The following is a 25,614-nucleotide window of genomic DNA, read 5'->3' on the forward strand; positions in this document are numbered from 1 at the left end:
ACAGATGTATAAGTACGTAATCAAAAGAATATTGATGATGATCCCGGTTCTGATCGGCGTATCCTTCTTGGTATTCTTCATTCTTGCAGTTTCTCCCGGCGATCCGACGAGAATGATTCTAGGACAGCAGGCCTCCCAGGAAAGCATTGAAGCTATGCGGCAGGAGCTGGGACTGGATCACAACTTGTTTGTCAGGTATTTCGACTACATGGCGGATGCTCTGCAGGGAGATTTTGGGGTCTCCTGGAAGACGAAACTGGAGGTTTTACCTCAGGTACTCGGCTACTTCCCTAATACGGTGATTTTATCCATTGCAGGCATAGTGGTAGCGATTCTCATCGGCGTACCCATCGGGATTCTATCGGCGAAGAAACAGTATACCTGGGTTGACAACATCGCAACTGTTTTAGGCTTGATCGGTGTTGCAATGCCAAACTTCTGGCTTGGCTTACTGCTGGTCATGCTTTTCTCACTGACCTTAGGGTGGCTCCCACCCTCTGGAATGGGACAAGGTATAGAGCTTTTGACCAGTTTGATTTTGCCGGCATTAACCCTGGGAACCGGCTGTGCGGCCAGTATTATGCGTATGACTCGAAGCAGCATGCTGGAGTCCATGCGGCAGGATTACATAGATACAGCCAGGGCGAAAGGCTTAAAAGAAAACTATATTACAAAGTATCACATGTTTAAGAATGCATTAATACCGATTGTAACAATTATAGGACTTCAGTTCGGAATGCTTCTTGGCGGTGCAGCTTTGACGGAAACCATTTTCTCCTGGCCTGGTCTGGGCAGGTTTATGATCGAGTCCATCAAAGCGAAGGATATGCCTATGGTGCTGGGTTCGGCCATGTTTCTGGCCCTCATGTACTCCGTAGTCAATTTACTGGTGGATATTCTTTACGCTTATGTTGATCCGAGAATTAAAGCGCAATACAGCAGTATGGGAGGGAGGAAGAAACGTGTTAAGAAAAGCTTTGCAAGATAACAGCACAACCAAGAGCCGATCTCTGTGGGCGGATGCATGGCGAAGATTCAAGAAGAACAAAATGGCGATCATCAGCCTGGTCTTTCTTCTCCTCCTGGCGTTAACCGGTGTGTCAACCTTAATCATCGACTGGGTAACGGACGATAAAATTTACGATTCACTGGTAATCAGCCAGGATCTGAGTCAGCGTTTTGTTCCACCAAGCAGTGAACATGTTCTGGGTCTGGATGAATTCGGCAGAGACATCTTATTGAGGATTTTATGGGGTACCAGATATTCCCTGTTCATGAGTGTGGCTGCTGTATTAGCGGCAGGAATCCTTGGAACCGTCATCGGCGCTGTAGCAGGTTACTATGGCGGCAAGGTGGACAATGTGATTATGCGGTTTATGGACGTAGTCTTATCGCTGCCATATATGCTCCTTGCCATTGCCATTGTCGCCGCTCTGGGGCCGGGTTTGGTAAATGTGCTGATTTCCATCGCAATCGGTTATGTGCCAGAGTTTGCCCGTATCACGAGAGCTTCTGTGATGACCATCAGAGAAAGGGAGTTTGTTGAAGCGGCAAAAGCGGTTGGAGCGACAGATCGAAATATTATATTCAGCCAAATCCTGCCCAATGCGATGGCACCGCTGATTGTAGAGGTTACAATGGCTATTGCGGGTGCGATCCTCTCGATTGCTGGATTATCGTTCCTGGGACTGGGAATTCAGCCGCCCCTTCCTGAATGGGGCGCCATGCTGACCAATGCCCGCGGATATATTCGAGATGCATGGCATATTACCGTTTTTCCAGGTCTGGTTATCTTGATTACAATATTGGCGCTGAATATCATCGGAGACGGTCTGCGCGATGCTCTGGACCCCAAATTAAAGAATTAATAATAGAGAAGGATAATTTGTATGGACAATATTTTAGAAATAAAAGACCTGATTGTCAGATATGAGACAGAGGATGGCGTAGTGGAAGCAGTGAACTCTGTCAATCTGTCTCTTAGACAGGGTGCAGCGGTAGGACTGGTCGGAGAGACCGGCGCAGGAAAAACGACCCTGGCAAAATCCATCTTGAGATTGATCCAGTGGCCGCCAGGACGCATTGTCAGTGGCCAGATATTCTATAATGGAAAAGATTTGACCGCTATCAGTGAAGAGGAAATGTGCAAAATTCGAGGAAATGACATTTCTATGATTTTCCAGGACCCTATGACGGCTCTGAATCCAGTTATGACCATAGGTAAGCAGATTTCAGAGGTTATCGCCGTCCATGAGAAAGTTTCATCTGCAGAAGCAGAGGAAAAGATGAAAAGTATGTTAACCATGGTAGGCATAGATCCGCAGCGCGCAGAGGATTATCCTCATCAATTTTCTGGAGGCATGAAGCAAAGGGTGGTTATCGCCATTGCTTTGGCCTGCAATCCCAATCTGCTCGTCGCAGACGAACCGACCACGGCCCTGGATGTAACGATACAGGCGCAGGTGCTGGATCTGATAAAGAATCTGCGAGAGAAACTAGGTACGTCCTTGCTTTTGATTACCCATGACTTAGGTGTTGTCGCACAGAACTGCGAATATGTAGCGATTATGTATGCTGGAGAGATTATAGAATATGGCAGCCTGCGGGAAATTTTTAAAAACAGTCTTCACCCCTATACAGAAGGACTGTTCAATTCCATTCCCAAGCTTCACGAAGCGGTGAATCGCCTGAAGCCCATAGAGGGTTTGATGCCTGATCCGGCAAATCTTCCTCAGGGATGTAAATTTCACCCCAGATGCAAATATGCAAAAGAGATTTGTCTGACGCAGATACCTGTCAATATTGAATTAAAAGATGGACATACTGTGTGCTGCCACCGTTATGCAGAAGAGAACGACCTATGGGAAGGAGCAGAAGGCCATGAGTAAGGAAAAGCTATTGGAGGTGAAACACCTTAAGAAATATTTCGCTACCAATGCCGGACAGCTTCATGCAGTAGATGACGTAAGCTTCGACATCAACGCAGGAGAGACGCTCGGCGTTGTAGGAGAGTCAGGTTGTGGAAAATCCACTTTAGGCAGAGCGGTTCTCAGGCTCAATGACCCGACTGCAGGAGAAGTGCTGTTCCAAGGTGAAAATATCCTCAAATACAACAATAGGCAGATGAAGGAACTGAAAAAGCACATGCAGTTGATTTTCCAAGATCCCTTTTCATCGCTGAATCCCAGAATGACAGTAAGTCAGTCTATAGCGCTGCCGCTGATCATTCAAGGTATCATCAAGAAAAATGACAAGAATGCTTTGAACAAAAAAGTCGAGGAAATGATGGATCTGGTCGGTCTGGCTTCACGTTTTGTAAACTCTTATCCACACGAGCTGGATGGAGGACGGAGGCAGAGAATCGGCATTGCCAGAGCGTTGTCCCTGAACCCGCAGTTTATCGTCTGCGATGAACCTGTCTCTGCCCTGGATGTTTCAATCCAGGCACAAATTCTGAACTTAATGCAGGATTTACAGAAAGAGATGGGATTGACGTATCTGTTTATCACCCATGATTTGTCAGTAGTAAAACACCTGGCCAACAAAATCATGGTCATGTATCTGGGAACGATGGTGGAGTACTGCAATGTACAGCAGTTATTTGAAAAGCCCCTTCATCCATACACCAAAGCTTTGCTGTCAGCCATCCCAGTGCCTGACCCAGATGTACAGATGGAACGAATTATCTTGAAAGGAGAACTCAGTTCTCCCATCGAACCAGAAGCTGGCTGCCGTTTTGCAAAGCGTTGTATTTATGCGACAGAAAGCTGTACCGGAGAGGATATTCCTTTGACGGAGTACGAGCATGAACATTTTGTAGCGTGTGTTCGCATTCATGAGATCAATGATTGAGATTGCTCTCATGGTTGAAATAAATTAAGAACCATTAAGGAGGAAAGATCATGAAGAAATTATTAGCCCTTGCAATGATTTTCTGTCTGGCTTTTGGCATCGTCGGATGCGGAGGTGGCGGAGGATCTTCTGATGGCGCACTGAAAGATACTTTGGTATGGGTGCAGGCAGCAGATGTGACGTCTCTTGATCCTCATGTCGGTAAAGAGACGCCGGCAGTGACCGTAACCAGTCAGATGTTTGACACATTGCTGGTCATGGACGAGAACAACGAACCGGCACCATCCCTAGCAGAAAGTTTTAAGCAGATCGACGACAAAACTTGGGAATTCAAACTCCGCGAAGATGTAAAATTCCATGACGGCGAGCCAATGACTGCGGAAGACGTGGTGTATTCGATCAACAGAGCGAGGAAGTCTAACTACGTTTCTTACGTTGTAGATGCGATCAGTGAAGTAAAAGCGGATGGAGATTACAAGGTAATCATAAAGACCAAAGAGCCGTATTCCCCATTGCTCTCCAGTTTGACGGTTCCGTTTACTGCCATCGTGCCTAAACACGTGGTAGAGGCTGACGAAGATGCCTTCCAGCTGAATCCTGTGGGAACAGGACCGTACAAATTTGTTGAATGGAAACAAGGCGAATATGCAAAAATGGCTGCAAATGAAGATTACTTCCTCGGTGCACCGAAGACTGCGAATTTAGAGATGAGAGTCGTTCCAGAAGCTTCCCAGAGAGTGATCGCCATTGAAACGGGAGAAGCGGATCTGGCATATGCAGTATCAGCCAATGACTCAAAGAGAGTAGAGGAAGATGACAATTTACAGTTGTTCAAAGCATCCTCCCAGAGTGTGTCCTATCTGACCGTCAACGGTGAAAATAAGCTCTTCTCTGATAAGAGAGTGAGACAGGCAATTAGATATGCCGTTGACAAAGAGGCGATTGTAGAGACGATGTTATACGGTGCAGGCGAACCGGCTGATTCCGTAATTCCGCCAAATGCATTTGGTTTCTCTAAAAAAGTTGTTTTTTATGAACATAATCTGGAAAAAGCGAAGAAGCTGATGAAAGAAGCAGGCTATCCTGACGGCTTTAAATGTACACTTTCTGTCACAGACGACTCTGTGAAAAATGAAATTTGCCAGGTCATTCAGAGCCAGCTGAAAGAAATCGGCATCAAATGTAATATACAGGTGAAAGAATATGGAACTTGGATCGACGAATTGGGAACTGGTTCCCACGAAATGTCCCTCAGTGCATGGGTATGTGTAACTGGGGATGCGGACTATACTTATTATTCACTGTTCCACTCCAGCCAGACCGGTTATCCTGGAAATGATGCATTCATCAAGAATGACGAGGTAGATAAGCTCGTTGTGGCTGCAAGGCAGACTGCAGATCCGGAAAAGAGACAGGAATACTATGACAAACTGGAGGTTCTGCTGGGAGACTTATCGCCATATATTCCGCTTTACTATGACAGCGTAAATGTAGGAGCTACAAAGAATGTAAAAGGTTTTGTCGCAGATCCTAACGGCTACCACCGCTTACGCAATGTAGAGGTAACAGAGTAATGAGACTGAATGAAATGACTGATTGGGAGACAGAACAGTATTTTCAGGAAAACGACACAGTGATTCTGACCATCGGATGCCTGGAGAGCCACGGAAGTCATAACGTTCTCGGTGTCGATACGCTGATTCCAGAGAAACTTCTCTCTATGATTGAAGAGCGGACTGAAGTGGTCGCTGCGCCAGGAATCCCTTATGGTGTATGTGAGGATATGACATCTTTTCCAGGAACGATTTCCATTGGAGAGGACTGCATGTATATGCTTTTGACCCGCATCACAGAGGGACTCCTTCAACATGGGGCGAAGAAGATTCTCTTTCTCAATGGACATGGTGGAAACATTCCGACTCTAAATCGTGTTTGTATTGAATTGAACAAAAGAGGCGCCTTGGGCGTGCAACTGAATTGGTGGGTTATGGCTGGACAGTTAAATCCGAAGTGGGCAGGAGGTCATGGCGGCGGCGAAGAAACGGCAGCTATGTTAGCAGTAAATCCTGACTTGGTAAAGACTGACCATATCCGCTCTATGGAGTTGATTAACGACTTGGGTGACCAATTTCCGACGATAGGTTTTGACCAGATTGAATTTAAAGGAGTTGGGATTCCAATTCCAAGAGAAGTAACCCGATACACCACAAACGGGTGGATCGGCCCAGATGATCCAAAAGACGCCACTGCCGCATGGGGGCAGGAAATGCTCACTGCGGTAGCTGATTATATCGGCGATTTTATTAAAAACTTACCTCAGATGGTGCTGCTATAGAATTATGGCGTAAAAAAGAGGACTGTTCAAATAGGCGGCTCCAATAAAGAAGTATTGTTTCAGCAAGCGGCATAGTCCATTTTTTGGCTATGCCGTTTTAGTATTTGTTTCGTTGGCACCTTAGTAAGTCAATCATACCGGTACAGTTATGGCTGATTTCAACCTGCTGCACCCGTTTACCAGTCCTCTTATCAGGAGTGCGGACGATGATCTTTTCCACAAACTCGTTTAAGATGGCGGGTGTCAGCTTTTCTTTCTCGGTGTACGTCTTGACCATTGAGAGAAAGCAAAACAGTGGCTGACCCGGGTTGCTCAAAAAAACGCACTGGCGAAAACCGATGTGTCAAAGAGGGGGAAGAGAAAATAACAAGCATGCCTTTGGCGGATAAGGTGAACTGGACAAATTAGGATTTGTATTAGATTATGTGTTTTACGACATTTGTCGTTACAGCTTGACAACACTGACAGACTTATAACTTCTGATCCCGGAACAAAAGCGCCACGACCATTTTGTACTTTTTGCAATGTTTGCGTGCATCCTGCACAAAAGTGTGTCCGGAAAAGGTTGGCAGAGCGTATCACACGCTGGACGTAAAAGAGGTCTATCGGCTTACCGCCGATAGACCTCTTTTCTTGTCACATTCCGCTCATCGACTGCCCAATCTGACTTATTGGGTGTCCGCCATAAGAGCGTTTTCTATTTTAATAAGTATAAAAATGAATTATACGATTCGGTTCAGATTTCCGCCGCTCAGGTAGCTGTTCAGGTTGTCTGCACAGATGTTGATGACTTTCTGTCTCGTCTCCCTTGGCATCCAAGCGATATGGGGAGTCAAAATGCAGTTGGAAAGTCCGATCAAAGGGTGAGGCGCGGCAGGTGGTTCTGCAGAGATGACATCCAGAGCGGCAGCTGCTAATTTGCCTGACTTTAGCGCATCAGCTAAGTCCTGTTCATTAATCAATGCCCCTCGTGCGGTATTAATTAAAAACGCGCCGTCTCTCATCTGACTGATGAAAGCTTTATTAATGAAACCTTCGGTTTCCGGTGTCAGCGGGCAGTGAAGAGTGATAAAGTCAGATTTTATCGCCGCCTCTCTTTCCTGGCTGTAGATGTTTATTTTCATGCCGAAGGCTTCTCCGATCCGCGCCACTCTTCTGCCGATGTTTCCATAGCCGATGATGCCCAATGACTTGCCATCTAACAGTGTAAGCGAACCCGCATTAAAGGTGAAGTCGTTGCTTTTGTACCATCTGCCTGCTTGTATGGCGGCGTTATATCTGCCGGCAAGGTTTGTCAGTTCCAAAATCAAGGCAAAAGTATGCTGGGCAACGGCTTCTGTAGAGTAGGCGGGAACATGACAGACTGCAATGCCGAGTTCCTTTGCCGCCTCAATATCAACATGGTTGTAGCCTGTGGCAGTTACACCGATAAATTTTAGGTTAGGACAGGCCTCCATCGTCTTTCTGCTGATTTCACAGTTGCTGACAAAAAAACCGTCGCTATCGCCGATGCGAGAGACGATTTCATCCTGCCTGCTTCGGTCATAACTATGAAAGGTTGCGATTGCTTCAATAGGCGCCCAGGAGAGATCACCGGGATTAATTGAATAACCATCTAAAATTATTAATTTCATTGTATTTATTACTCCTTGATTCATAATACTAAATACGATATCAGTCAGTGCGACAACGTCGTAGGATTGTGGAAACATTATACCATGACGATACCTTTAAAAATAGAATCGGAAGTCATGATTCAATGATTCCTTCCCTGCGACAACGTCGTAGGATTGTGGAATCATTATACCACAATCTTACATCTTTTGCATTCCGCCATGCTAATTTTATAACATAGGAAATATCATCCGAAGGACGCATTTCCGTATGTTTCATCGTTCGCCTTGCTCACTCCGCTAGTCGCTAACGCGCCTTTCGCTGTCCGTTTCGCCAGACCAGCTAAAGCTGGGGCGAAAAGGCAAAGAACGTGCCTTACGAAGCGTCGCCCCCTGTGGGCGACATGAGTGCATAGGAGCGACGCTCCGTCATGCACACGTTTTTTACAAAACGAAAAAGTTCGCAGGCGAGCAGTTGATAAAAAATAGGGGAATATTACTTTGCTTAAAGCCCTCAAAAGGTTCAAATTTGTAATCTGCCTAAAACTTGCGGTTGACGTTGGAAAATGTTATAATATCTTTTAAATATTTCTGCTGGGTAATTTTACCCATTGCGTTGCCGCAAGGAAGCGTTTATTGAATCATGTGTTCCGATTCTATATTCAAAGGTATCGTCATGGTATAATGTTTCCTATATTTATTACGGCGTTGCCGCAATGAGGGAAACATTGAAACACATGCTTTATTCTATTTTTATAGGGTGCATGTGTTATAATAAACGCCATAATTAAACGGCGTTGCCGCAAGGAAGCGTTTATTGAATCATGTGTTCCGATTCTATATTCAAAGGAATGCACATGGTATAATCCTATTGCTTTTAAAATAGACTTATTTGAGGGAATGGTGCGCCTCGGGGAGGTGCTTTGTCCGTTTTAGATCAATTTAAGGAAGTGAAGTATGGGGTTATTTGAGATTTCGCTTATAGGTGTTGGGCTTGCCATGGACGCTGCCTCCGTGGCAATGACCAATGGAATGGTATACAAGAAGCTTTCTATAAGCAATTACATATCAATGCCGTTGCTTTTCGGTATATTTCAGGGAATCATGCCTTTGTTTGGTTTTTATGCAGGTACGCTTTTTGCGGGCATTATCATGAAATATAGTGGAATTGTGATATTCGCCATATTGGCGGTAATCGGCGGAAACATGATGAAAGAAAGCTTGTCAAAAGAGAGGGAAGCGACAGAAAGCAAGATCCTGACGATGACAGTTTTGATCTTTCAGGCTATAGCAACCAGCATTGATGCTTTTGCTGTTGGCGTGGGATTTTGTGCTATCTGTGTGGATATTTTACCTGCAGTATCGATTATTGCAATCATAACTGCATTTATGGTAGCAGGCGCCATTGTGATCGGCAAGAAATTTGGAGACCTATTTGAAAACAAAGCTGAGTTCCTTGGAGGCGTCATTTTGATTATCATAGGAATTAAAGGACTGTTATAAGACACAGAATAGCCATTTTTCGAGAGGCATTTAAGTATTGAGGAGAATTTATATGAGGACAGACAGAAAATTTGACGAAACAAGAACCGTAAAGATTACAGATCATTATCTTATGAGTCCGCAGGGTTCTGTTTTGATAGAGATGGGAAACACGAAGGTGATTTGCACGGCTTCTGTAGAGGAGTCTACAGCAAAGCATCTTGCAGGGACAGGGAAAGGCTGGGTGACGGCTGAATATGCTATGCTGCCTGGATCAACTGGAACCAGAAAAAAGAGAGAAAAAGGGAAAGCGGATGGAAGATCAGTAGAAATACAGCGCTTAATCGGGCGGTCGCTGCGATCTGTCGTAGATATGGAGAAACTGGGAGAAAGAACTATCTGGATTGATTGCGACGTCATACAGGCAGACGGGGGAACCAGGACGGCTTCTATCACCGGCGCTTATGTTGCAATGGTGCAGGCCATGAAATGGATGAAAGACCAGGGACTGATTGACCAATTGCCGGTAACCGGATATGTTTCTGCAGTCAGTGTCGGAATCGTCGAGGGGGAAACCTTGCTGGATCTTTGTTACGCCGAGGACTCTCAGGCCAAGGTGGATATGAACGTCGTTATGACTGACAGGGGAGAATATATTGAGATACAGGGAACTGGCGAAGAGTCGCCATTTTCAAAGACAGAGTTACTAGAATTATTGGATTTGGGAAGTAAGGGATGCAGCAAACTTCATGAGATTCAAAAAGCGTTATTATGTGAATAATATTAAGTAATTAAGAAAGAAAAAAGGAGCAGTTATGGACACGATTATTGCAGCTTCGAGAAACCAACACAAAATTGTAGAAATCGAAGCAATCACGAAAAAGTTTGGAATGACAATTATTTCAAGAGACGAAGCGGGAATACCAAAGGTAGAAATTGAAGAAGACGGAGAAACCTTCGAAGAAAACTCTTTCAAAAAAGCCGATGAAATTAGGAAGATGTGCGGCAAGACGACTATCGCCGACGATTCCGGCCTTATGGTCGACTACCTCGGGGGAGCGCCGGGCGTATATTCAGCCAGATTTGCCGGGGAAGACTGCAATGATACAAAGAACAATGAAAAACTGATTTCACTCCTGGAAGGCGTACCCTATAAAGAGAGAAGAGCGAAGTTCGTATCTGTTATCACCATGGTTTTCCCTGATGGAACGTCTTTAGTGGCCAGAGGCGAGTGCGAGGGTCATATCATCGATACCCCGGTAGGAGAACACGGCTTCGGTTACGACCCCCTCTTTGTTCCAGACGGATTTCAGCGCACCTTTGCCCAGCTGCTTCCAGAGGAAAAGAATCAGATCAGCCATAGAGCGAAAGCGCTGGCTGCATTAGAACGATTACTGGAAGAAAGGAATTCTTAAATTCTATGAAATCAAGATTTGCCAAAATGGTGGTCCTGGGAATTAAACAGTTTAGAGATCCCTACTATCAGGGATTTGCGGCGCAGATGTCTTTTTTTATCATGTTGTCTCTGGTACCTACGTTGACGGTACTGTCACAGCTTCTTGGCGTCCTGGAAATACCGCTTGACTTTCTGGACGACTGGGTAAAGGCCAATGTTTTACCCGAGATGGCAGGTTCATTAAAAGAAATTTTACAGGATAGTGGTAAGACTTCTGCAGCTACCTCCAATATTGTCATGATTATCATGGCGCTGTGGGCCGCATCGAGAGCGCAGTTTTCCATGATGCGGATTGCAAACTACACCTATACCAGCGGAAGGACGACGGGCAGCTTCTGGAGAGAAAGAATCAGATCACTGAAGACCATGGCCTTGACCTTATTTACGCTGGCCTTCGTTGCTATTATACCTGTATACGGAAGATTGATTTTACAGGCCGTATTCGGTCATATTATAGAGGGAACGATGATTGATACTTTGTGGACATACCTCAGATGGCCGATTGCCGGTACCCTCTATTTTCTGATGGTCTCGTATAATTATTATGTTTTGCCGAACGAAAAACTGAAGTTTAGGGAAATCGTACCAGGCAGTATCTTTGGCGCGATTGGCATGTTAGTAGTAACTATCATCTACTCCATTTATGCGGAGAATCTGGCTAACTACAATATCATCTACGGTTCTTTAGCTAGTTTTGTCGCATTGCTGTTTTGGTTTTATTTTCTTTCGTGGGTGTTATGCCTCGGTATTTTGTTCAATAAGGTATGGAAAGATACGAAGGAAGAAGGTGTTCTGAATGTATGAGGAAATCGGAGATGTTTTGTACGACTATGGAAGAGGCCTGTACGCAAACATTACCAATCGATGTCCGTGCAGATGTGAGTTCTGCATCAGGACAATGACCGATTCGCTGGGATCGGCTGATTCTCTCTGGCTACAGCGGGAACCTAGTGCCGAAGAGGTCATTGAGATGTTGCAAGGCTGGGAATTGTCGCAGTATGATGAATTGGTCTTTTGCGGTTACGGCGAGCCGACGGTTCGTCTTGCGGATTTGCTGACGATAGCAAAGTATGTGAAAGATCATACGCACCTGAAGGTCAGGATTAACACTAATGGTCTTGCGGATATGATTCATGGCCGAGAAACAGCAAAAGAACTGGCCGGCATCATCGATGCGGTTTCAGTCAGCTTGAATCAGTGCAATGCTGCCAAGTACACAGCGCTCTGTCATCCGGAGTTTGGCGACAGGGCTTTTGACGCCATATTAGACTTTACGAAAGATGTGCAGAAATATGTTCCCAGTGTCGCCATGTCAGTAGTTAATGTGATTCCCGAAGAAGACGTCCGCGCCTGCCGCAAAATTGCTTCTGACTTGGGCGTAACTCTGAGGGTCAGGTAGAATGACGGAAAGGAAATACATGTCATGAGAGGTAAAAAGAGATATAGAGTGAAACCTAGATTTTTTGTCATCCTAATTCTATTGATTTGTTTTGTTGGTGGAGGCGTTCTGTATTTTAATCTGCATTCTCGCAGTGCAAACGAGAACGCAGAGAGATCCGCCCAACTGGAACAGGGCCGGCAGATCATGCTAGCCTCCAGAATATACATCTGCAACAAAGATTTGCGTTATGACGATCAATACTACAACGGCGGTTATCCCCCAGATGACATTGGAGTATGCACCGACGTAGTCTGGAAGGGTTTTCGCGGAATCGGTTTAAATCTAAAGAATTTAGTCGATAAAGATATTGCCGATCATTATGAGGCATATAGTGACGTAGTTTCGGTACCGGACCCGAATATAGACTTTAGGCTGGTACCCACATTGGAAGTGTTTTTCCAACGGAACGCAGAGGTTTTGACTACAGACATAAATAATCTGCTTGCATGGCAGCCGGGGGATATCGTGACTTTTGAGTCCAGCCATGTGGCAATCGTATCGAGTATTAGAAACATATGGGGTAGACCGTACATCATTCAGCATGGAAAAGATCCGGCAGCAGAAGAGGATCGCATCTACGCGTCTGACGGTATGGAGATTTCTGGTCATTACAGGTGGCCGCTGGTCAAAAAGCTGGACTAAGGGAAGGAGTAGAAGTGAATGAAAAGGGCGTTAATCATTTTGAACCCCTGCGCAGGTACAAAACAGGCAAATAAATCTTTTGTAGATATCATAGATATCTTTTGCCGTGCAGGGTACGAGGCAGTAGTAATGACGACAGAAAAAAGAGGCGATGGAACGGAATTTGCACGCTCTCGGGCGAAGGACTTTGACCTGGTCGTATGTATCGGCGGTGACGGGACCTTTAATGAGGTCATTGCGGGCGTCATTGAATCTGGAGAAGATGTTCCTCTGGGTTATATCCCGGCTGGAAGTACTAACGACTTTGCAAATAGTCTCAGCCTGTCGAAGAATGTGGTACAAGCTGCTCATGATATCGTCACTGGCGTTCCAAGATCTTTGGACATCGGATGTTTTAATGGAAGGTATTTTTCCTACGTCGCCTCTTTTGGCGCTTTTACACGGGCCTCCTACGAGGCGCCGCAGAGTGTCAAAAACGCACTGGGCCATCTGGCATATATACTGGAGGGAATCAAAGATATCCCATCCATCAGACCTGAGAAGATTCGTCTAAAAATGGAACAGGGCGTTTACGGCGGCGATTACCTCTTTGGAGCGGTCAGCAATTCGACTTCAGTGGGAGGTATTTTGACACTCTCTGACGAACTTGTGGACATGAACGACGGCATGTTCGAGGTGCTGCTGATCAAATCTCCAGCCAATATCTTGGAATTGAACCAGATTTTGCTGGCCTTGACCAAACAGAACTATCAATCGCCGATGATTTCTTTCTTTAACAGCAAAGAAGTGGAGATCACGGCAGATCCATCTATGCCGTGGACTCTTGATGGGGAATATCAAGAGGGTAGCGAAGCGATTACGATCAAGAACCTGCATGGGGCGATCAGATTAATGGTTCCTGAGGACGGAATCAAATGATCAGCAGGGGGAAAAGATTAAGAGATTACAAGCACGTTTTTTTAATACTATATGTACCGATTTATTTGATCAGCTTTTTTTTGGTAGAACTGCTGGTTCCTTCTGATGCGGACTACTGGGTATCTTACTGCCCGCTGGATGATTTAATACCATTTAATGAGTATTTCATTATTCCTTACTATATGTGGTACCCGTTTCTCTTCATGGTGGGGATTTATCTGATGATCAAAGACGTGCCTGAATTTAAACGATATATGTACTGCATCATCATAGGATTCTCTTTTTGCCTCGTTTTCTATCTATTGTTTCCCAATGGACAAGATTTACGGCCGGAAACCTTTGAGCGGGATAATATCTTTGTGACCATGGTAAAAGCGATCTATGCTGCCGATACGAATACAAACGTGTTACCCAGCATGCACGTGATCGGTGCGATCTTTGCGGCAATCAGCATTTGTTCGACGAAAGTGCTGAAGGTAAAGTGGGTCAAGCCTTCTGCCGTCATTTTGGCGGTATTGATTTCGCTTTCAACCTGTTTTGTCAAGCAGCATTCGATTCTCGATGTGTTTGCAGGAATTGCCGTTGTTGTGATTGTTTATACTATTTTTAGTATATTTATAAAAAGGAAGTTAATAAATTCTTAAGAATTCTTAAGAAACTCTTAATCGATATAAACGTTGATATTTGAACGTTTGTATCGATTTTTGTTTGTGAAAGTTATGTGAAGAATCTTTAGAATTATTGACTTCGTTATGTATATAAAGTATGATAATACCTGTGAGACAATTGAAAAACATGAAAAGGAAGATAGTATTATGACAAATCATTTTCAACCAGGAGTCAATACTAAAATCAAAAGGGTGTTTAAAGCAACTGCCTCAGTTTTATTGATTGCCGTCATGGCTTTTGCAATGTTATTCAGCTCCAGCAACGATTCATTTGCTGCTGAAGGAAGTGCAGACGAGCTTTGGGCAATCACAATTGGAGATGAAGATGTATTATTTGTTGATTCAGAAGAATCAGCTACACAGGTAATAGAGGGGTTAAAAAACTATTATCTGACACAAGGTTCGACCGTACTTGATGTGCAGTTTGAGCCTCAAATCCAAATTAAGAAAGTTATAAAAACCACTGGAGACGATTACGCGGCACAGAGTGCAAACACAACGAATGTTGAGGATGCAGTCACGCAGCTGAGTGAGGGTAAAGTTGAATACTTCGTCTATAAGACAGAAGAAGGCGATACGCTGGAATCTATCGCAAAGGACAAGGGAATTTCAGCCAAGAAACTGGTTACACTGAACTTTGGGGAGTACGATGCCGATGAGACCATCAAAGAAGGCACTTATCTGGTACTGTATGCGGAAGTTCCATATGTAGATGTAACCACAGTTGAAAAAGTTACCTCCAAGAAGTCAATTGACTATGATACTGTATATAAGAAAACCAGTTCGCTGAAAAAGGGCACTTGCAAAGTCAAGACCAAAGGCGTGAAAGGTTCTAAACAGTTGGTACAGCAGGTCACAAAAGTAAATGGTGAAACGACAGATAGTGAGTTGATTTCATCAAAAGTGGTTAAACAGCCTACTGACAAGGTCGTCCTGAAAGGGACAGGCTCTGTTACAGCAAAAGCAGGGGTAACGTTTGATTTTGCTGAAGGTTCAGAGGTTGTAGAATACGCAAAGAAATTTGTGGGTAATCCTTATGTCTATGGCGGAACAAGCCTGACGAAGGGTGCGGATTGTTCAGGGTTTGTGTATTCCGTTTATAAGAATTTTGGCGTAAATCTTCCACGCGTTGGTCAGTCCAGCGTTGGAAAAGCAGTCTCATATAAAAACGTGAAAAAGGGTGATATCTTAATTTACTCCGGACACGTTGCCATCTACGCCGGAAATGGAAAAGCGGTACACGCAGTTAATGAAAGATTAGGCATCCGTGTTACAAGTGTCAATTATACTGGCAGTGTAATTGCAGTCAGAAGAATTTTCGACTAAGTTTAGAAGGATTGTTTTATGAATATTTTAGAACAAATTAAATCAAAAAAATATGTAATTGCAGGGGCCTTTGTCCTTGCAATTGCTGTTTTAGGCGCAGCGGTTTTTACTACTGTCAAAGCCTATGCTGTGGAAGAGTATTGGGCCGTGCAGATTGGCAGTAAGACTGCAGCGGTTTTGAATTCAGAGAGCAGCGCTAAAAAAGTAATCAAAGAAGTGAAGAATCACTATATTGAGGAAGGCGCGCAGGTAAAGGCCATTACCTGCGATCCGGCAATGAAAGCTGTCAAGAAAACTTACAAGGCCTCTAAGAAGCCAAAAGTTTCCAGTGTGGATAACGCCGTAGAGTATATTCTTACAGGTACAAAAAAAAGGGTGACCTATACTGTGAAATCAGGAGACAGCCCTTGGACCATCGCCTCTAAATACGATGTGACCGTGAGAGAAATCTTAAATATGAATGAGGAGAAAGACTTTTCTGCTCTTTATCCAGGCGATAAGCTGAAACTGTATAAGATCAATCCAATGGTGACAGTTACTGCCAAACAGCAGATTACAACAGAAGAAACGATTGCATATGAAACCGTGACGAAGGAATCTTCCGAAGTCTTGAAAAACACCACCATCGTTGAACAGAAGGGCTCTAACGGAAAGAAAAAGATAACGAAGCTTGTAACGACAGAAAACGGTAAAACTGTCAAGACTGAGGTACAGGAGTCCAAGGTCATTAAATCGCCGACAAAGCGGGTCATCGTCAAAGGAACTGGGATTCTTTCAGCACCGACAGATGGGAAAACCTATCAAGGCGATGGACAGGCCGTTGCGCAGTATGCTCTCAAGTTCGTGGGAAATCCATATGTTTATGGCGGCGTCAGTTTGACAGATGGAGCAGATTGCTCGGGATTTGTTTTATCAGTCTATAAATACTTCGGCATAACCATGGCTCATGACGCAGGTGTCATGAGAAGCTATGGAAAAGAAGTCTCTCTGGCTGAGGCGCAGCCGGGAGATCTGGTATGCTATTATGGACATGTAGGCATCTACATTGGCGGAGGACAGATTGTCCACGCCGTAAACGAAAGATTAGGCATTGCAGTGACTGGCACTAGTTATATCGGTCCGGTAATGACTGTCAGACGCATAGTAGAATAATATAGAACGCATAGAAAAAAGAGACGGGATTTTTGCTTATACCGTCTCTTTTTAATTGATAGGAAATGGCGTTGTTACAATTTTAGTCCAGCTTCTGTCCGCAGTTAGGGCAGTAATGGGTTTCTTTTGCTTTAGGTTTGGGTGTCATCTGCTCAACAAAACCAGCCGAGAGAATACCGGTAGGAATGGCCACCATGCCTACACCTAGAAAGGTCATTATCGCACCACATATTTTGCCGGCAAAGGTGATTGGTACAATGTCACCGTAACCGACGGTCAGCAGCGTGTTAATTGCCCACCAGAAGCCGGAAAAGGCGTTATTGAAGACTTCTGGCTGTGCTTTGTGCTCCAAACTGTACATCATCAATGAGGCCGCCACCATTAAAATCAGCACGATAAAAATCGAGGACATCAGCTGTCCTTTTTTCTTTGTCAGGACTTGTCCGATAACCTTTAGGGGGTCAGAGTAGTGGTGGATGCGGAAGATACGCAGAATCCTGATGATTCTGAACATCCGCAGTGCGACTGCAACTCTGGGAAAAAAGAAAGGCAGATAATATGGCACGCAGGATAAAAAATCCACTATGCCAGCCCAGGAAAAAATGAATTTTCTCCTTGCGCGAGCAACGGTTACTCCTTTATATAAGTAAGTTGCCGTCCAAATTCTCAGCAAATAGTCTATGGTAAAGAATAGAACGGTAATGCTTTCTACAACGCGCAGTATATAGAGGTATCTGTCAGATTGGGGAAAGGTTTCAAAAATCGCAATAAATATATTGATGACGACAGCCAGCATCAGAGCGATATCATAGGTTCTGCTGGGTATATCGTCAATACTGCCGATCTGTATGATCGTATAAATTCGTTTTTTCTTGCTCAATGGAAACTCCTTTTCTTTCTATAGTAGTTCTATTTTACCATAAAATTGAGGAAAAGAAATTAAATTTATATGTAAAGCTAGCTTGACATAAGGCTGTTTATAGTATATAGTTTATGTAAAGTTAACTTTACATATTGAAAATGGGGTCTGATATATGAAAAACAAATTAGAAGAAATTCGGAATGCACGAGGCATTAAACAGGATGAACTGGCAAAGGTATTGGAAGTATCCAGGCAGACGATCAGCTCCCTGGAAAATGGGAAGTACAATCCTTCGATCATTCTGGCCTTTAAAATCGCCAGGTATTTCAATATGACTATTGAAGAAATATTTATTTATGAGGAGGAATGAAATCATGTTATGTAAATTTGGAAAAACAAATAAAAAGGTATTGAGTGGAATGGTAATATTTGGCGTGGTGTCATTGATATTCGGCATTGTCTTCGCAAATAGCCTTTCCGATGATCAGCGCAGTTTGATGATGTTGGCGGGGATGTTCTCAGGGGCGGGAACTGGAATTATCGCTGTAGCCATCTTTTTCTGGATTCGCGGCAAAGTTCTTTCACCGGAGAAACTGAAACAAAAAGCAATTGAGAAGAACGACGAGCGAAACGTACAAATTACACGAACGGCACTTACGGTCGTAGCCATTACTTCTAATCTGACTTTTGCGGTGTTGGCGTTTGTACTCATGGGAATGGGGTATATGGTTCCGGCTTTAATTATGGTAGGATGCATTTATTTACAATTAGGAATCTTCCTTATCGCTAATAACGTCATTTCACGCAAAATGTAGGCGGGCGGTTTTACCTCAGAGGTTAAATGCCATTGGCTGACAACGTGTATAATCGATGTTTGAGGAAAAAACGAAAAAGGAGATCGTACTCTATGACTATATCCGATATAATCAAGAGCACGATCTCTTTTTATGTATGAGAAATTGCGTTGTAAGCAGATCTCAATATACATCAAATTCGTTTTATAGATTATACTTTCGCAGCTTTTGATTCAAAGATTGTCTGGTGATACCCAGATACTCTGCTGCTGCTGTAAGGCTTTTGTGTGAGTCGATGGCATGGAGAATCAGCTTTTTTTCGTAAGCGTCCATGGTACCTTTGAGGCTGCCTGTCCATTGGACTTCGACAGACTTATCCTCATCCTCCGGATCTGACCTTGTCAAATCAAATTCTGAGAGGAGATAGGACGGAAGGGAACCTACATCGATTACAGAATCGTCGCAGAGGTTAAACGCACCTTCTATGATATTTCTAAATTCTCGCACATTACCAGGCCAAGCGTAGATTTTAAAGATTTCCATGACCTCTTTTGATACACCGGTGATGTGCTTGTGCATAGAGGTGTTGTAAAGGGAGATGAAATAGTCCGTCAGCAGAGGAAGATCATCGAGCCGATCCCTTAAGTCAGGAACGTCGATGGTTACGCTTCCCAGCCGATAGAACAGATCGGGACGCAGTGTTCCGTCCTGGATGCAAAGGGAAGGCCGTTTGTTAGTAGCTGCAATAATACGCACGTTGACGTTGACTGCATCCACACCGCCGATTCTCGTAATTTTGCGCTCCTCTAACACGCGCAGCAGTTTTGCCTGCAGGTTGATATCCATGGAATTGATCTCATCGAGGAAGATGGTACCGCCGTCAGCGCTTTCAAAGATACCGGCTTTGTTTTCGGCTCCTGTATAGGCGCCCTTGACAGTTCCGAAGAAAATGCTTTCCAACAAAGTTGCCGGAATGGCAGCACAGTTTTGAGAGATGAATTTTTTATTCTTTCTTTCGCTGGCTGAGTGAATGGACTGTGCCACCATTTCTTTGCCAGTGCCTGTTGAACCGTAGATTAAGACGGATGAGGAGGTGGCGGAAACTCGGCAGATCTGAATACGCAGATCCTGTGTCTGCTTGCTTCTGCCGATGATATCCTCGATTGTATAGAGATCCTTAACTTGAGGTACGGTATCACTATGTAGATTAATTCCAGAGAGGCTGAAATCTTTGTCAGGAAATGTTGCCACACTGACTGCGCCGATGATGCTGTCGTCCTGTTTGATAGGAAAAGTGTTATCGATAATCTGAAAGCTTTCTCCAGTAGAGGTAGTTAACGTTTCTCTGTTGTTCAAAGTGGTTTCGCCTCTCTGAATAGCTGCAATCAGTGTGCTGGTTTCTGGCTTCAAAGTGGGGTATATTTCAAAGATACTTTTTCCAATAGCGCGGCGTTCATCCAACGGGGATAAATCTGGTTTAAATTGGCGAATATAGATAACCTTCGCTTGATCGTCAATGACGATGATGCCGTCGGCATAGTTTTCCATATTTGTTATGGTGTCTAAGTATTCTTCTAGCAATTTGTTTCTCCCTCACTTTCTGCGTGTTGACAGAGCGATTACGGTATTTAACTTCATTATAATGTAAAATGCGAAAAGTGTAAATGTTTTTTTACAAGAACGAGAGAAAATTTACCACTCTGTAAAAATAAGTTTACATGAGTCATAGGCACCTCGGGACCTAAATCCTTGTAAACCTTGCAAAATAAGGAATCAAGAAAATTGAAAAGATTGGCATTATTTTTGCAATATGTTATAATGATTCCACGATCTAAACGACGTTGTCGAAAGGAAGGAATCATTGAATTACGGACTCCGATTATAATCTCAGAGGATGGTCCGAAGTATAATGATTCCACGATCTAAACGACGTTGTCGAAAGGAAGGAATCATTGAATTACGGACTCCGATTATAATCTCAGAGGATGGTCCGAAGTATAATGATTCCACGATCCAAACGACGTTGTCGAAAGGAAGGAACGGATAGACGCATAATCTTACGGCGTCATAGAACAATCATAGCAGGAGAAAAATAATGAAAGACGAGTTTATTAAAGCAGCAAAGGAATTAGAAGAACAGATTATTCGTGATCGTAGACATATTCATAAATACCCGGAAGTAGGCATGGAGGTTCCCAAAACTTATGCCTATGTAAAGAAACGATTAGAACAGATCGGATGTGAGACTGCAGAATGTGGCAAATATGGTATTACGTCCACTGTAGGACAGGGTGGAAAAACCCTGCTGCTCAGAGCAGAACTGGACGGTCTGCCTACAAAGGAAGAAACGGATATCCCTTTTAAATCACAAAATGAAAACGGACATCTCTGCGGTCATGATATCCATATCGCTATGCTACTCGGCGCAGCAAAGATTTTAAAGGATAGAGAAGCCGACCTGAAAGGAACCGTAAAATTTATGTTTCAGCCTGCGGAGGAATATGGCATCGGCGCAAAGGTGATGATTGAGCACGGCATCTTAGAAAACCCTAAAGTTGACGCCTGCCTGGCGATTCATGTAATGCCAGATGAGCGCAATGGACATATCGGCTTCAAGAAGGGCATAACCTGTGCTTATCTTGATGGATTTATGATCGAAGTCAACGGGAAAGGGGGTCATGGTTCCAGACCGGAAGAAACCATCGATCCGCTCAATGTGGTTGTAGACATGTACAGCATGATTAAAGGTGTGGTAGAAAGGGAGACCAGCGCTTTTAATCCGGCGGTCTGTACCATCGGCGTTCTTGGCGGCGGCAGTGCTGCTAACGTCATCCCGCAGAGAGCGGTTTTGGAGGGAACCTTAAGATGCTGTGATTCGAAAATCAGAGAACGTATTATAGACAGAATTATCATCTGTGCCAATGCAGCGTGCCAGGCGTCAGGTGCGACGCACAGATTGCAGCTGGTTTCCACGCCAGGAATGTACAACGATCCAAAGTTTTGTGACGAGATGAAAGGGCTGATTTGTGATATCAACGGTTCAGATAAGGTTGCAGAACTTGATTTGCCTATGCTCGGCACTGAAGATTTATCATACATCTCGGAAAAGGTTCCTACCATGCTGATGTGGCTGGGAACTGGTGATGTAGGCGCGCCCACCTCACACAGCGCCGATGTGTATTTTAACGAAGACTATTTTTATATGGGAGCTGCTACGCTGGCATACTGTGCCGCAAAGTGGCTGGACAATGCGAAGAAAGAATAAAAATCAATACATAAAAAGTCCGCCTAATCAGGTGTTTCATCTGATTAGGCGGACTTTTTGCTGCCGCTTATTGTTCGTCTGGCTGAATCACTCTGACTTTGATTACTTCGTCGACCTTAGGTACGGAAGTTACAGTGTCGCCAGTAGAAAGCAACGCATAACCGTATTCGCCGCGGACACCGCCGATTACTGCCTTGATGTTGAGATCAGCAAACATAGCTGTAGCTAACTTGACAGGATTCGGCTCTCCCTTTGTCATGATTGCGATTCGATTATCACCTCTGACCGGTCCCAAAGTTACAGCAGGGAAATTCACAGAATTAGTGATATTTCCGTTCTCGACATAATCCATGATTTCTTCCACTGCCATGGTAGCGCAGTTATCTTCCGCTTCTGCGGTAGATGCACCGAGGTGAGGCAGAACGATGATGCCGTCTTTTCCAAAGGTACCGTCTGTAGCAAAGTCCGTCACGTACTTGCCTACTTTGCCGTTTTCCATGGCTGCGAGAAGATCAGCTTCGATAATCAGCGTATCTCTGGAGAAGTTGAGCAGAACTGCACCGTCCTTCATCAGATAGAACAGTTCTTCTGTAAACATTCCCTTAGTGGAATCCATAGCAGGGACGTGAATGGTTATGTAATCGCACAGAGGCAGCACATTTTTGATGTCCGGCATGAAATCCACGCAGGAATAGAGACCGTGGGCAGACTTTATGCTGAAGAAAGGATCGTAGCCGATGACTTTCATGCCCAGGTCTACTGCGGCATTGGCTACCATAACACCGATTGCGCCAAGTCCGATGACACCTAAAGTCTTACCTTTAATCTCAGATCCGGCGAACTGCCCCTTCCCTTTTTCTACAGCTTTGGCAACATTCTCTGTGCCTTCTAGGGTCTTTGCCCATGCCAAACCCTCCGGGATGTTTCTGGCAGCAAGGAGCATACTTGCGATGATTAGCTCCTTCACGGCGTTAGCATTGGCTCCCGGCGCATTAAATACGACGATGCCCTCTTCTGCACATCTGTCCAGTGGAATGTTGTTGACCCCTGCGCCGGCTCTTGCGATAGCCAGCAGGTTCTTGCTAAATTCCATTTCGTGCATGTCCTGGCTTCTCACTAAGATTCCGGAAGCACTAGAGACATCATCACAAACCGTATATTTATCAGACAGGTGAGAAAGACCTACCGGTGAAATCTTGTTTAGTGTTGCAATATTGTACATATTAAGTACCTCCTAAATATTTGTAATTTAAGTTGAATTATAACACTTTGTCGCTTTACTTTCAAGAAGTAAAGTGATATAATATTTTGCGTATTAAAAAAATGAAGAACTAATGGAGGGCGACGAAATGACAAATCAAAATCGTGTATTTAACTTTTCCGCTGGTCCGTCGATGTTACCACTGAACGTAATTGAGGACGCAGCAGCAAATTTGGCCGACTATGAGGGCTGCGGTCAGTCTGTGATGGAAATGAGTCACCGTTCAAAAGAGTTTGGAAAAATCATCGAAGATGCAGAAGCTAACTTAAGAGAAATCATGAATATCCCTGACAACTACAAAGTTATGTTTTTACAAGGTGGAGGAACTCTTCAATTTGCAATGGTGCCGTTAAACCTGCTTAGAGCCTCTAAAAAGGCTGATTACGTAGTCACAGGGTCCTGGGCGAAGAAGGCATACAAGGAAGCCGCCAAATTCGGCGACATCAAAGTTATCGCCAGTTCAGAAGAAGATACATTTACATATATTCCGGAAATCACCAGGGAAGATATCAGACCCGACGCAGATTATGTCTATGTATGCTACAACAATACGATTTATGGCACACACTATCCATATATTCCTGACACTGGAGATATTCCTCTGGTTGCGGATATGTCAAGCTGTATACTCAGTGAAGAAATCGACGTGAGCAAGTTCGGTCTGATCTTTGCCGGCGCACAGAAGAACGTGGGTCCCGCAGGCATGACCATCGTCATCATGAGGGAAGATCTGCTCGGCTTTGCCGGCGACACGGTTCCTACTTATTTGGATTACAAGACCCATGCTGAGAACGATTCCATGTACAATACCCCTCCTTGCTTTGCCATTTACATTGCAGGAGAAGTATTCAAGAATATCAAGAACATGGGCGGCGTCGGCGCACTCAACAAGGTCAATGTAGAAAAAGCTGGAAAGCTTTACGACTACATCGATGCCAGTGATTTTTATCAGTGCCCGATCAGAGAAAAAGACAGATCTCTGATGAACGTGGTATTTGTGACAGGCGATGCTGACTTGGACAAAAAATTCGTTGCAGAAGCGAAAGCCGAAGGCATGGTCAACTTGAACGGACATCGTTCCATCGGCGGAATGAGAGCAAGTATATACAATGCTATGCCAATGGAAGGCGTAAACAAGCTGATCGAATTTATGAAGAAGTTCGAGGCTGAGAATAAATAATTTTAGAAAAAGGCTTTCCTGCTTATCGGGAGAGCTTTTTTTAGGAATAGTAGAAGAAGAGAGGAATACATATGAAATATTTGATTTTAGTTCCAGACGGCGCTGGAGATGAAAAAATAGACGCCCTGGGCGGCAAGACGCCCCTCGAAGCCGCTGATATGCCATTCATAAACAGTCTGGCGGCAAAGGGTGAAGTTGGCATGGTGAGAACAATTCCGCCTGGAGTAGCGCCGGGAAGTGATGCGGCCAATCTCTCTGTCATGGGCTATGATCCGGCCGTTTATCTGACTGGCCGTTCACCACTGGAAGCTGCCAGCATCGGCATCGAGATGTCAGATACTGACGTGGCCTTCAGAACCAACATCATTACCCTTGCCGGCGATGGCGCCTATGAAGATTTAATTATCAAGGACCACAGCTCTGGCGATATTACAACAGAAGAGGCTGACCAGCTAATCAAAGCGGTCAACGAGGCTTTTGCTGATGAAAAGCTTCAGTTTTATACGGGAACCAGCTACAGACACTGCATGATCGTACACAATGGTGGAACAGACTATGAACTGACACCGCCTCACGACGTGTTGGAGCAGCGAGTGGGCGATCATTTGCCAAAAGGCCAAGGCTGTGAATTTATCACAGCTATGATGAAAAAGAGTTACGATATCTTGAAAGATCATCCTGTCAACAAGGCGCGAATCGAGAGGGGGCTCAACCCTGCTAATTCCCTGTGGATCTGGGGACAGGGAAAGAAACCGCAGTTATCTTCTTTTTATGACAGATATCAGCTGACCGGTACGGCTATCAGTGCGGTGGATCTGATCAAAGGCATCGCCATCTGTGCAGGACTTTCTTCTGTAGATGTAGAAGGCGCTACAGGAACCCTGCACACCAATTTTAAAGGCAAAGCTGATGCTGCCATCAGAGAGTTCAGAGACGGCAAGGATTTCGTCTATGTCCATCTGGAAGGACCAGACGAATGTTCTCATCAGGGAGACATGGAAGGAAAGCTTAAGTGTCTTCACGACATTGACCATAAGGTGCTCGCACCTATCGTAGAAGCCCTGCGTGCAGATGGAGAAGACTTCAAAGTCCTGGAGGTGCCGGACCACAGAACACCTCTTGCGATCAGAACCCATTCTTCTACGCCGGTTCCTTTTGTCGTCTATGACAGTACAGCGGAAAAACCTGCCGATGAAAGCAGACAGTTCAATGAAAAATCGGGAGAAATTGGAAGTTACTATGACAGCGGTTTTGCTCTTGCAGACCACTTCATATTAGGATAAAATAGAAGATACAGGTAAGCAGATAATGAGGAATTTTTGGTTCCTCTTTTTCTGCGTTTTATAACATAGGAAATATCGTCCGAA

General features: G+C 44.4%; 26 protein-coding genes. 21 read left to right on the top strand and 5 right to left on the bottom strand.

Features of this window, described 5'->3' with window-relative positions:
- The first annotated feature begins 4 nt into the window (after nucleotides 1–4).
- From BN6539_RS15915 to BN6539_RS15940, 6 genes are read left to right on the top strand one after another with little or no spacing between them, the layout of a single operon-like run.
- Nucleotides 5–988 (top strand): ABC transporter permease, encoded by a 984-nt coding sequence (locus BN6539_RS15915; RefSeq protein WP_067540791.1) that lies wholly within the window; start codon nucleotides 5–7, stop codon nucleotides 986–988.
- Complete coding sequence (locus tag BN6539_RS15920; protein WP_242869426.1) at nucleotides 963–1,868, top strand: ABC transporter permease; 906 nt, start codon at nucleotides 963–965, stop codon at nucleotides 1,866–1,868. Before BN6539_RS15915 ends, BN6539_RS15920 begins: the two co-directional genes overlap by 26 nt.
- A 21-nt stretch (nucleotides 1,869–1,889) precedes the next feature.
- Complete coding sequence (locus tag BN6539_RS15925; protein WP_067540794.1) at nucleotides 1,890–2,888, top strand: ABC transporter ATP-binding protein; 999 nt, start codon at nucleotides 1,890–1,892, stop codon at nucleotides 2,886–2,888.
- The gene (locus BN6539_RS15930; RefSeq protein WP_330385097.1) at nucleotides 2,842–3,852 is read left to right on the top strand and encodes an ABC transporter ATP-binding protein; all 1,011 of its coding nucleotides are present in this window, start codon (nucleotides 2,842–2,844) and stop codon (nucleotides 3,850–3,852) included. Before BN6539_RS15925 ends, BN6539_RS15930 begins: the two co-directional genes overlap by 47 nt.
- A gap of 50 nt (nucleotides 3,853–3,902) precedes the next feature.
- Entirely contained in the window at nucleotides 3,903–5,426 is a 1,524-nt protein-coding gene (locus BN6539_RS15935) for an ABC transporter substrate-binding protein (protein WP_067540799.1), read from the top strand.
- Nucleotides 5,426–6,187: a creatininase family protein gene (locus tag BN6539_RS15940; RefSeq protein WP_067540802.1), complete on the top strand. Its 762-nt coding sequence runs from the start codon at nucleotides 5,426–5,428 to the stop codon at nucleotides 6,185–6,187. The genes BN6539_RS15935 and BN6539_RS15940 overlap by 1 nt, the downstream gene beginning before the upstream one ends.
- 97 nt (nucleotides 6,188–6,284) lie before the next feature.
- On the opposite strand, the gene BN6539_RS21960 is transcribed toward BN6539_RS15940, so the two are convergent.
- Entirely contained in the window at nucleotides 6,285–6,464 is a 180-nt protein-coding gene (locus BN6539_RS21960) for a DUF4368 domain-containing protein (protein ID WP_074038137.1), read from the bottom strand.
- A gap of 445 nt (nucleotides 6,465–6,909) precedes the next feature.
- The gene (locus BN6539_RS15945; protein WP_067540805.1) at nucleotides 6,910–7,821 is read right to left on the bottom strand and encodes a D-2-hydroxyacid dehydrogenase; all 912 of its coding nucleotides are present in this window, start codon (nucleotides 7,819–7,821) and stop codon (nucleotides 6,910–6,912) included.
- A gap of 936 nt (nucleotides 7,822–8,757) precedes the next feature.
- On the opposite strand from BN6539_RS15945, the gene BN6539_RS15950 reads away from it, so the two are divergent.
- The 10 genes from BN6539_RS15950 to BN6539_RS15995 all read left to right on the top strand — a co-directional run bounded on the left by BN6539_RS15950 (nucleotide 8,758) and on the right by BN6539_RS15995 (nucleotide 16,885).
- Nucleotides 8,758–9,303: a manganese efflux pump MntP gene (locus tag BN6539_RS15950; RefSeq protein WP_067540808.1), complete on the top strand. Its 546-nt coding sequence runs from the start codon at nucleotides 8,758–8,760 to the stop codon at nucleotides 9,301–9,303.
- A 52-nt stretch (nucleotides 9,304–9,355) separates the two neighbouring features.
- Entirely contained in the window at nucleotides 9,356–10,063 is a 708-nt protein-coding gene (gene rph / locus BN6539_RS15955; protein ID WP_067540811.1) for a ribonuclease PH, read from the top strand.
- A gap of 34 nt (nucleotides 10,064–10,097) precedes the next feature.
- The gene (locus BN6539_RS15960; protein ID WP_067540814.1) at nucleotides 10,098–10,697 is read left to right on the top strand and encodes an XTP/dITP diphosphatase; all 600 of its coding nucleotides are present in this window, start codon (nucleotides 10,098–10,100) and stop codon (nucleotides 10,695–10,697) included.
- Between the two features lie 5 nt (nucleotides 10,698–10,702).
- Nucleotides 10,703–11,542, top strand: coding sequence for a YihY/virulence factor BrkB family protein (locus BN6539_RS15965; RefSeq protein WP_067540817.1), 840 nt, complete (start codon nucleotides 10,703–10,705; stop codon nucleotides 11,540–11,542).
- Nucleotides 11,535–12,137 carry a TIGR04100 family radical SAM protein gene (locus BN6539_RS15970; protein WP_067540820.1) on the top strand — a complete coding sequence of 201 codons (603 nt, stop codon included), beginning with the start codon at nucleotides 11,535–11,537 and terminating at the stop codon, nucleotides 12,135–12,137. The genes BN6539_RS15965 and BN6539_RS15970 overlap by 8 nt, the downstream gene beginning before the upstream one ends.
- A 48-nt stretch (nucleotides 12,138–12,185) precedes the next feature.
- Complete coding sequence (locus BN6539_RS15975) at nucleotides 12,186–12,821, top strand: DUF1287 domain-containing protein (protein ID WP_187375518.1); 636 nt, start codon at nucleotides 12,186–12,188, stop codon at nucleotides 12,819–12,821.
- Nucleotides 12,822–12,839: 18 nt separating this feature from the next.
- Complete coding sequence (locus BN6539_RS15980) at nucleotides 12,840–13,739, top strand: diacylglycerol/lipid kinase family protein (RefSeq protein ID WP_067540826.1); 900 nt, start codon at nucleotides 12,840–12,842, stop codon at nucleotides 13,737–13,739.
- Nucleotides 13,736–14,383 (top strand): phosphatase PAP2 family protein, encoded by a 648-nt coding sequence (locus BN6539_RS15985; protein WP_067540829.1) that lies wholly within the window; start codon nucleotides 13,736–13,738, stop codon nucleotides 14,381–14,383. Before BN6539_RS15980 ends, BN6539_RS15985 begins: the two co-directional genes overlap by 4 nt.
- 171 nt (nucleotides 14,384–14,554) lie before the next feature.
- Nucleotides 14,555–15,733, top strand: a complete 1,179-nt coding sequence (locus BN6539_RS15990) for a G5 domain-containing protein (protein ID WP_067540832.1) — start codon at nucleotides 14,555–14,557, stop codon at nucleotides 15,731–15,733.
- Between the two features lie 18 nt (nucleotides 15,734–15,751).
- A complete protein-coding gene (locus tag BN6539_RS15995; protein ID WP_067540835.1) occupies nucleotides 15,752–16,885 on the top strand; it encodes an NlpC/P60 family protein in 1,134 nt (377 codons plus the stop codon).
- 82 nt (nucleotides 16,886–16,967) lie between these two features.
- Here BN6539_RS15995 and BN6539_RS16000 read toward each other — a convergent pair whose 3' ends face one another.
- Nucleotides 16,968–17,765, bottom strand: a complete 798-nt coding sequence (locus BN6539_RS16000; protein WP_067540838.1) for an ion transporter — start codon at nucleotides 17,763–17,765, stop codon at nucleotides 16,968–16,970.
- 154 nt (nucleotides 17,766–17,919) lie between these two features.
- Here BN6539_RS16000 and BN6539_RS16005 point away from each other — a divergent pair, with 154 nt between their 5' ends.
- Both BN6539_RS16005 and BN6539_RS16010 read left to right on the top strand, forming a co-directional pair.
- The gene (locus BN6539_RS16005; protein WP_067540841.1) at nucleotides 17,920–18,117 is read left to right on the top strand and encodes a helix-turn-helix transcriptional regulator; all 198 of its coding nucleotides are present in this window, start codon (nucleotides 17,920–17,922) and stop codon (nucleotides 18,115–18,117) included.
- A 4-nt stretch (nucleotides 18,118–18,121) separates the two neighbouring features.
- Entirely contained in the window at nucleotides 18,122–18,562 is a 441-nt protein-coding gene (locus BN6539_RS16010) for a hypothetical protein (protein ID WP_067540844.1), read from the top strand.
- Nucleotides 18,563–18,745: 183 nt separating this feature from the next.
- Here BN6539_RS16010 and BN6539_RS16015 read toward each other — a convergent pair whose 3' ends face one another.
- Nucleotides 18,746–20,122 (bottom strand): sigma-54 interaction domain-containing protein, encoded by a 1,377-nt coding sequence (locus BN6539_RS16015; RefSeq protein ID WP_067540847.1) that lies wholly within the window; start codon nucleotides 20,120–20,122, stop codon nucleotides 18,746–18,748.
- Between the two features lie 514 nt (nucleotides 20,123–20,636).
- Here BN6539_RS16015 and BN6539_RS16020 point away from each other — a divergent pair.
- Complete coding sequence (locus BN6539_RS16020) at nucleotides 20,637–21,806, top strand: M20 metallopeptidase family protein (RefSeq protein WP_067540851.1); 1,170 nt, start codon at nucleotides 20,637–20,639, stop codon at nucleotides 21,804–21,806.
- Nucleotides 21,807–21,873: 67 nt separating this feature from the next.
- On the opposite strand, the gene BN6539_RS16025 is transcribed toward BN6539_RS16020, so the two are convergent.
- A complete protein-coding gene (locus BN6539_RS16025) occupies nucleotides 21,874–23,028 on the bottom strand; it encodes a 3-phosphoglycerate dehydrogenase family protein (RefSeq protein ID WP_067540854.1) in 1,155 nt (384 codons plus the stop codon).
- A gap of 127 nt (nucleotides 23,029–23,155) precedes the next feature.
- Here BN6539_RS16025 and serC point away from each other — a divergent pair, with 127 nt between their 5' ends.
- Together serC and BN6539_RS16035 are read left to right on the top strand one after the other, a co-directional pair.
- Nucleotides 23,156–24,247, top strand: coding sequence for a 3-phosphoserine/phosphohydroxythreonine transaminase (gene serC / locus BN6539_RS16030; protein WP_067540857.1), 1,092 nt, complete (start codon nucleotides 23,156–23,158; stop codon nucleotides 24,245–24,247).
- Nucleotides 24,248–24,318: 71 nt separating this feature from the next.
- Entirely contained in the window at nucleotides 24,319–25,530 is a 1,212-nt protein-coding gene (locus BN6539_RS16035; protein ID WP_067540860.1) for a cofactor-independent phosphoglycerate mutase, read from the top strand.
- The last annotated feature ends 84 nt before the right edge of the window (nucleotides 25,531–25,614 follow it).

The organism is Emergencia timonensis (assembly GCF_900086585.1).
GTDB lineage: Bacteria > Bacillota > Clostridia > Peptostreptococcales > Anaerovoracaceae > Senimuribacter > Senimuribacter timonensis.

Coding starts and splice junctions, on each gene's coding strand:
- BN6539_RS15940 (WP_067540802.1), top strand. CDS start 5,426: ATGAGACTGAATGAAATGACTGATTGGGAGACAGAACAGTATTTTCAG.
- BN6539_RS15915 (WP_067540791.1), top strand. CDS start 5: ATGTATAAGTACGTAATCAAAAGAATATTGATGATGATCCCGGTTCTG.
- serC (WP_067540857.1), top strand. CDS start 23,156: ATGACAAATCAAAATCGTGTATTTAACTTTTCCGCTGGTCCGTCGATG.
- BN6539_RS15960 (WP_067540814.1), top strand. CDS start 10,098: ATGGACACGATTATTGCAGCTTCGAGAAACCAACACAAAATTGTAGAA.
- BN6539_RS15985 (WP_067540829.1), top strand. CDS start 13,736: ATGATCAGCAGGGGGAAAAGATTAAGAGATTACAAGCACGTTTTTTTA.
- BN6539_RS15935 (WP_067540799.1), top strand. CDS start 3,903: ATGAAGAAATTATTAGCCCTTGCAATGATTTTCTGTCTGGCTTTTGGC.
- BN6539_RS16020 (WP_067540851.1), top strand. CDS start 20,637: ATGAAAGACGAGTTTATTAAAGCAGCAAAGGAATTAGAAGAACAGATT.
- BN6539_RS15970 (WP_067540820.1), top strand. CDS start 11,535: ATGTATGAGGAAATCGGAGATGTTTTGTACGACTATGGAAGAGGCCTG.
- BN6539_RS15925 (WP_067540794.1), top strand. CDS start 1,890: ATGGACAATATTTTAGAAATAAAAGACCTGATTGTCAGATATGAGACA.
- rph (WP_067540811.1), top strand. CDS start 9,356: ATGAGGACAGACAGAAAATTTGACGAAACAAGAACCGTAAAGATTACA.
- BN6539_RS16035 (WP_067540860.1), top strand. CDS start 24,319: ATGAAATATTTGATTTTAGTTCCAGACGGCGCTGGAGATGAAAAAATA.
- BN6539_RS15990 (WP_067540832.1), top strand. CDS start 14,555: ATGACAAATCATTTTCAACCAGGAGTCAATACTAAAATCAAAAGGGTG.
- BN6539_RS21960 (WP_074038137.1), bottom strand. CDS start 6,464: ATGGTCAAGACGTACACCGAGAAAGAAAAGCTGACACCCGCCATCTTA.
- BN6539_RS15945 (WP_067540805.1), bottom strand. CDS start 7,821: ATGAAATTAATAATTTTAGATGGTTATTCAATTAATCCCGGTGATCTC.
- BN6539_RS16010 (WP_067540844.1), top strand. CDS start 18,122: ATGTTATGTAAATTTGGAAAAACAAATAAAAAGGTATTGAGTGGAATG.
- BN6539_RS16005 (WP_067540841.1), top strand. CDS start 17,920: ATGAAAAACAAATTAGAAGAAATTCGGAATGCACGAGGCATTAAACAG.
- BN6539_RS15980 (WP_067540826.1), top strand. CDS start 12,840: ATGAAAAGGGCGTTAATCATTTTGAACCCCTGCGCAGGTACAAAACAG.
- BN6539_RS16025 (WP_067540854.1), bottom strand. CDS start 23,028: ATGTACAATATTGCAACACTAAACAAGATTTCACCGGTAGGTCTTTCT.
- BN6539_RS15950 (WP_067540808.1), top strand. CDS start 8,758: ATGGGGTTATTTGAGATTTCGCTTATAGGTGTTGGGCTTGCCATGGAC.
- BN6539_RS15965 (WP_067540817.1), top strand. CDS start 10,703: ATGAAATCAAGATTTGCCAAAATGGTGGTCCTGGGAATTAAACAGTTT.
- BN6539_RS15930 (WP_330385097.1), top strand. CDS start 2,842: ATGCAGAAGAGAACGACCTATGGGAAGGAGCAGAAGGCCATGAGTAAG.
- BN6539_RS15995 (WP_067540835.1), top strand. CDS start 15,752: ATGAATATTTTAGAACAAATTAAATCAAAAAAATATGTAATTGCAGGG.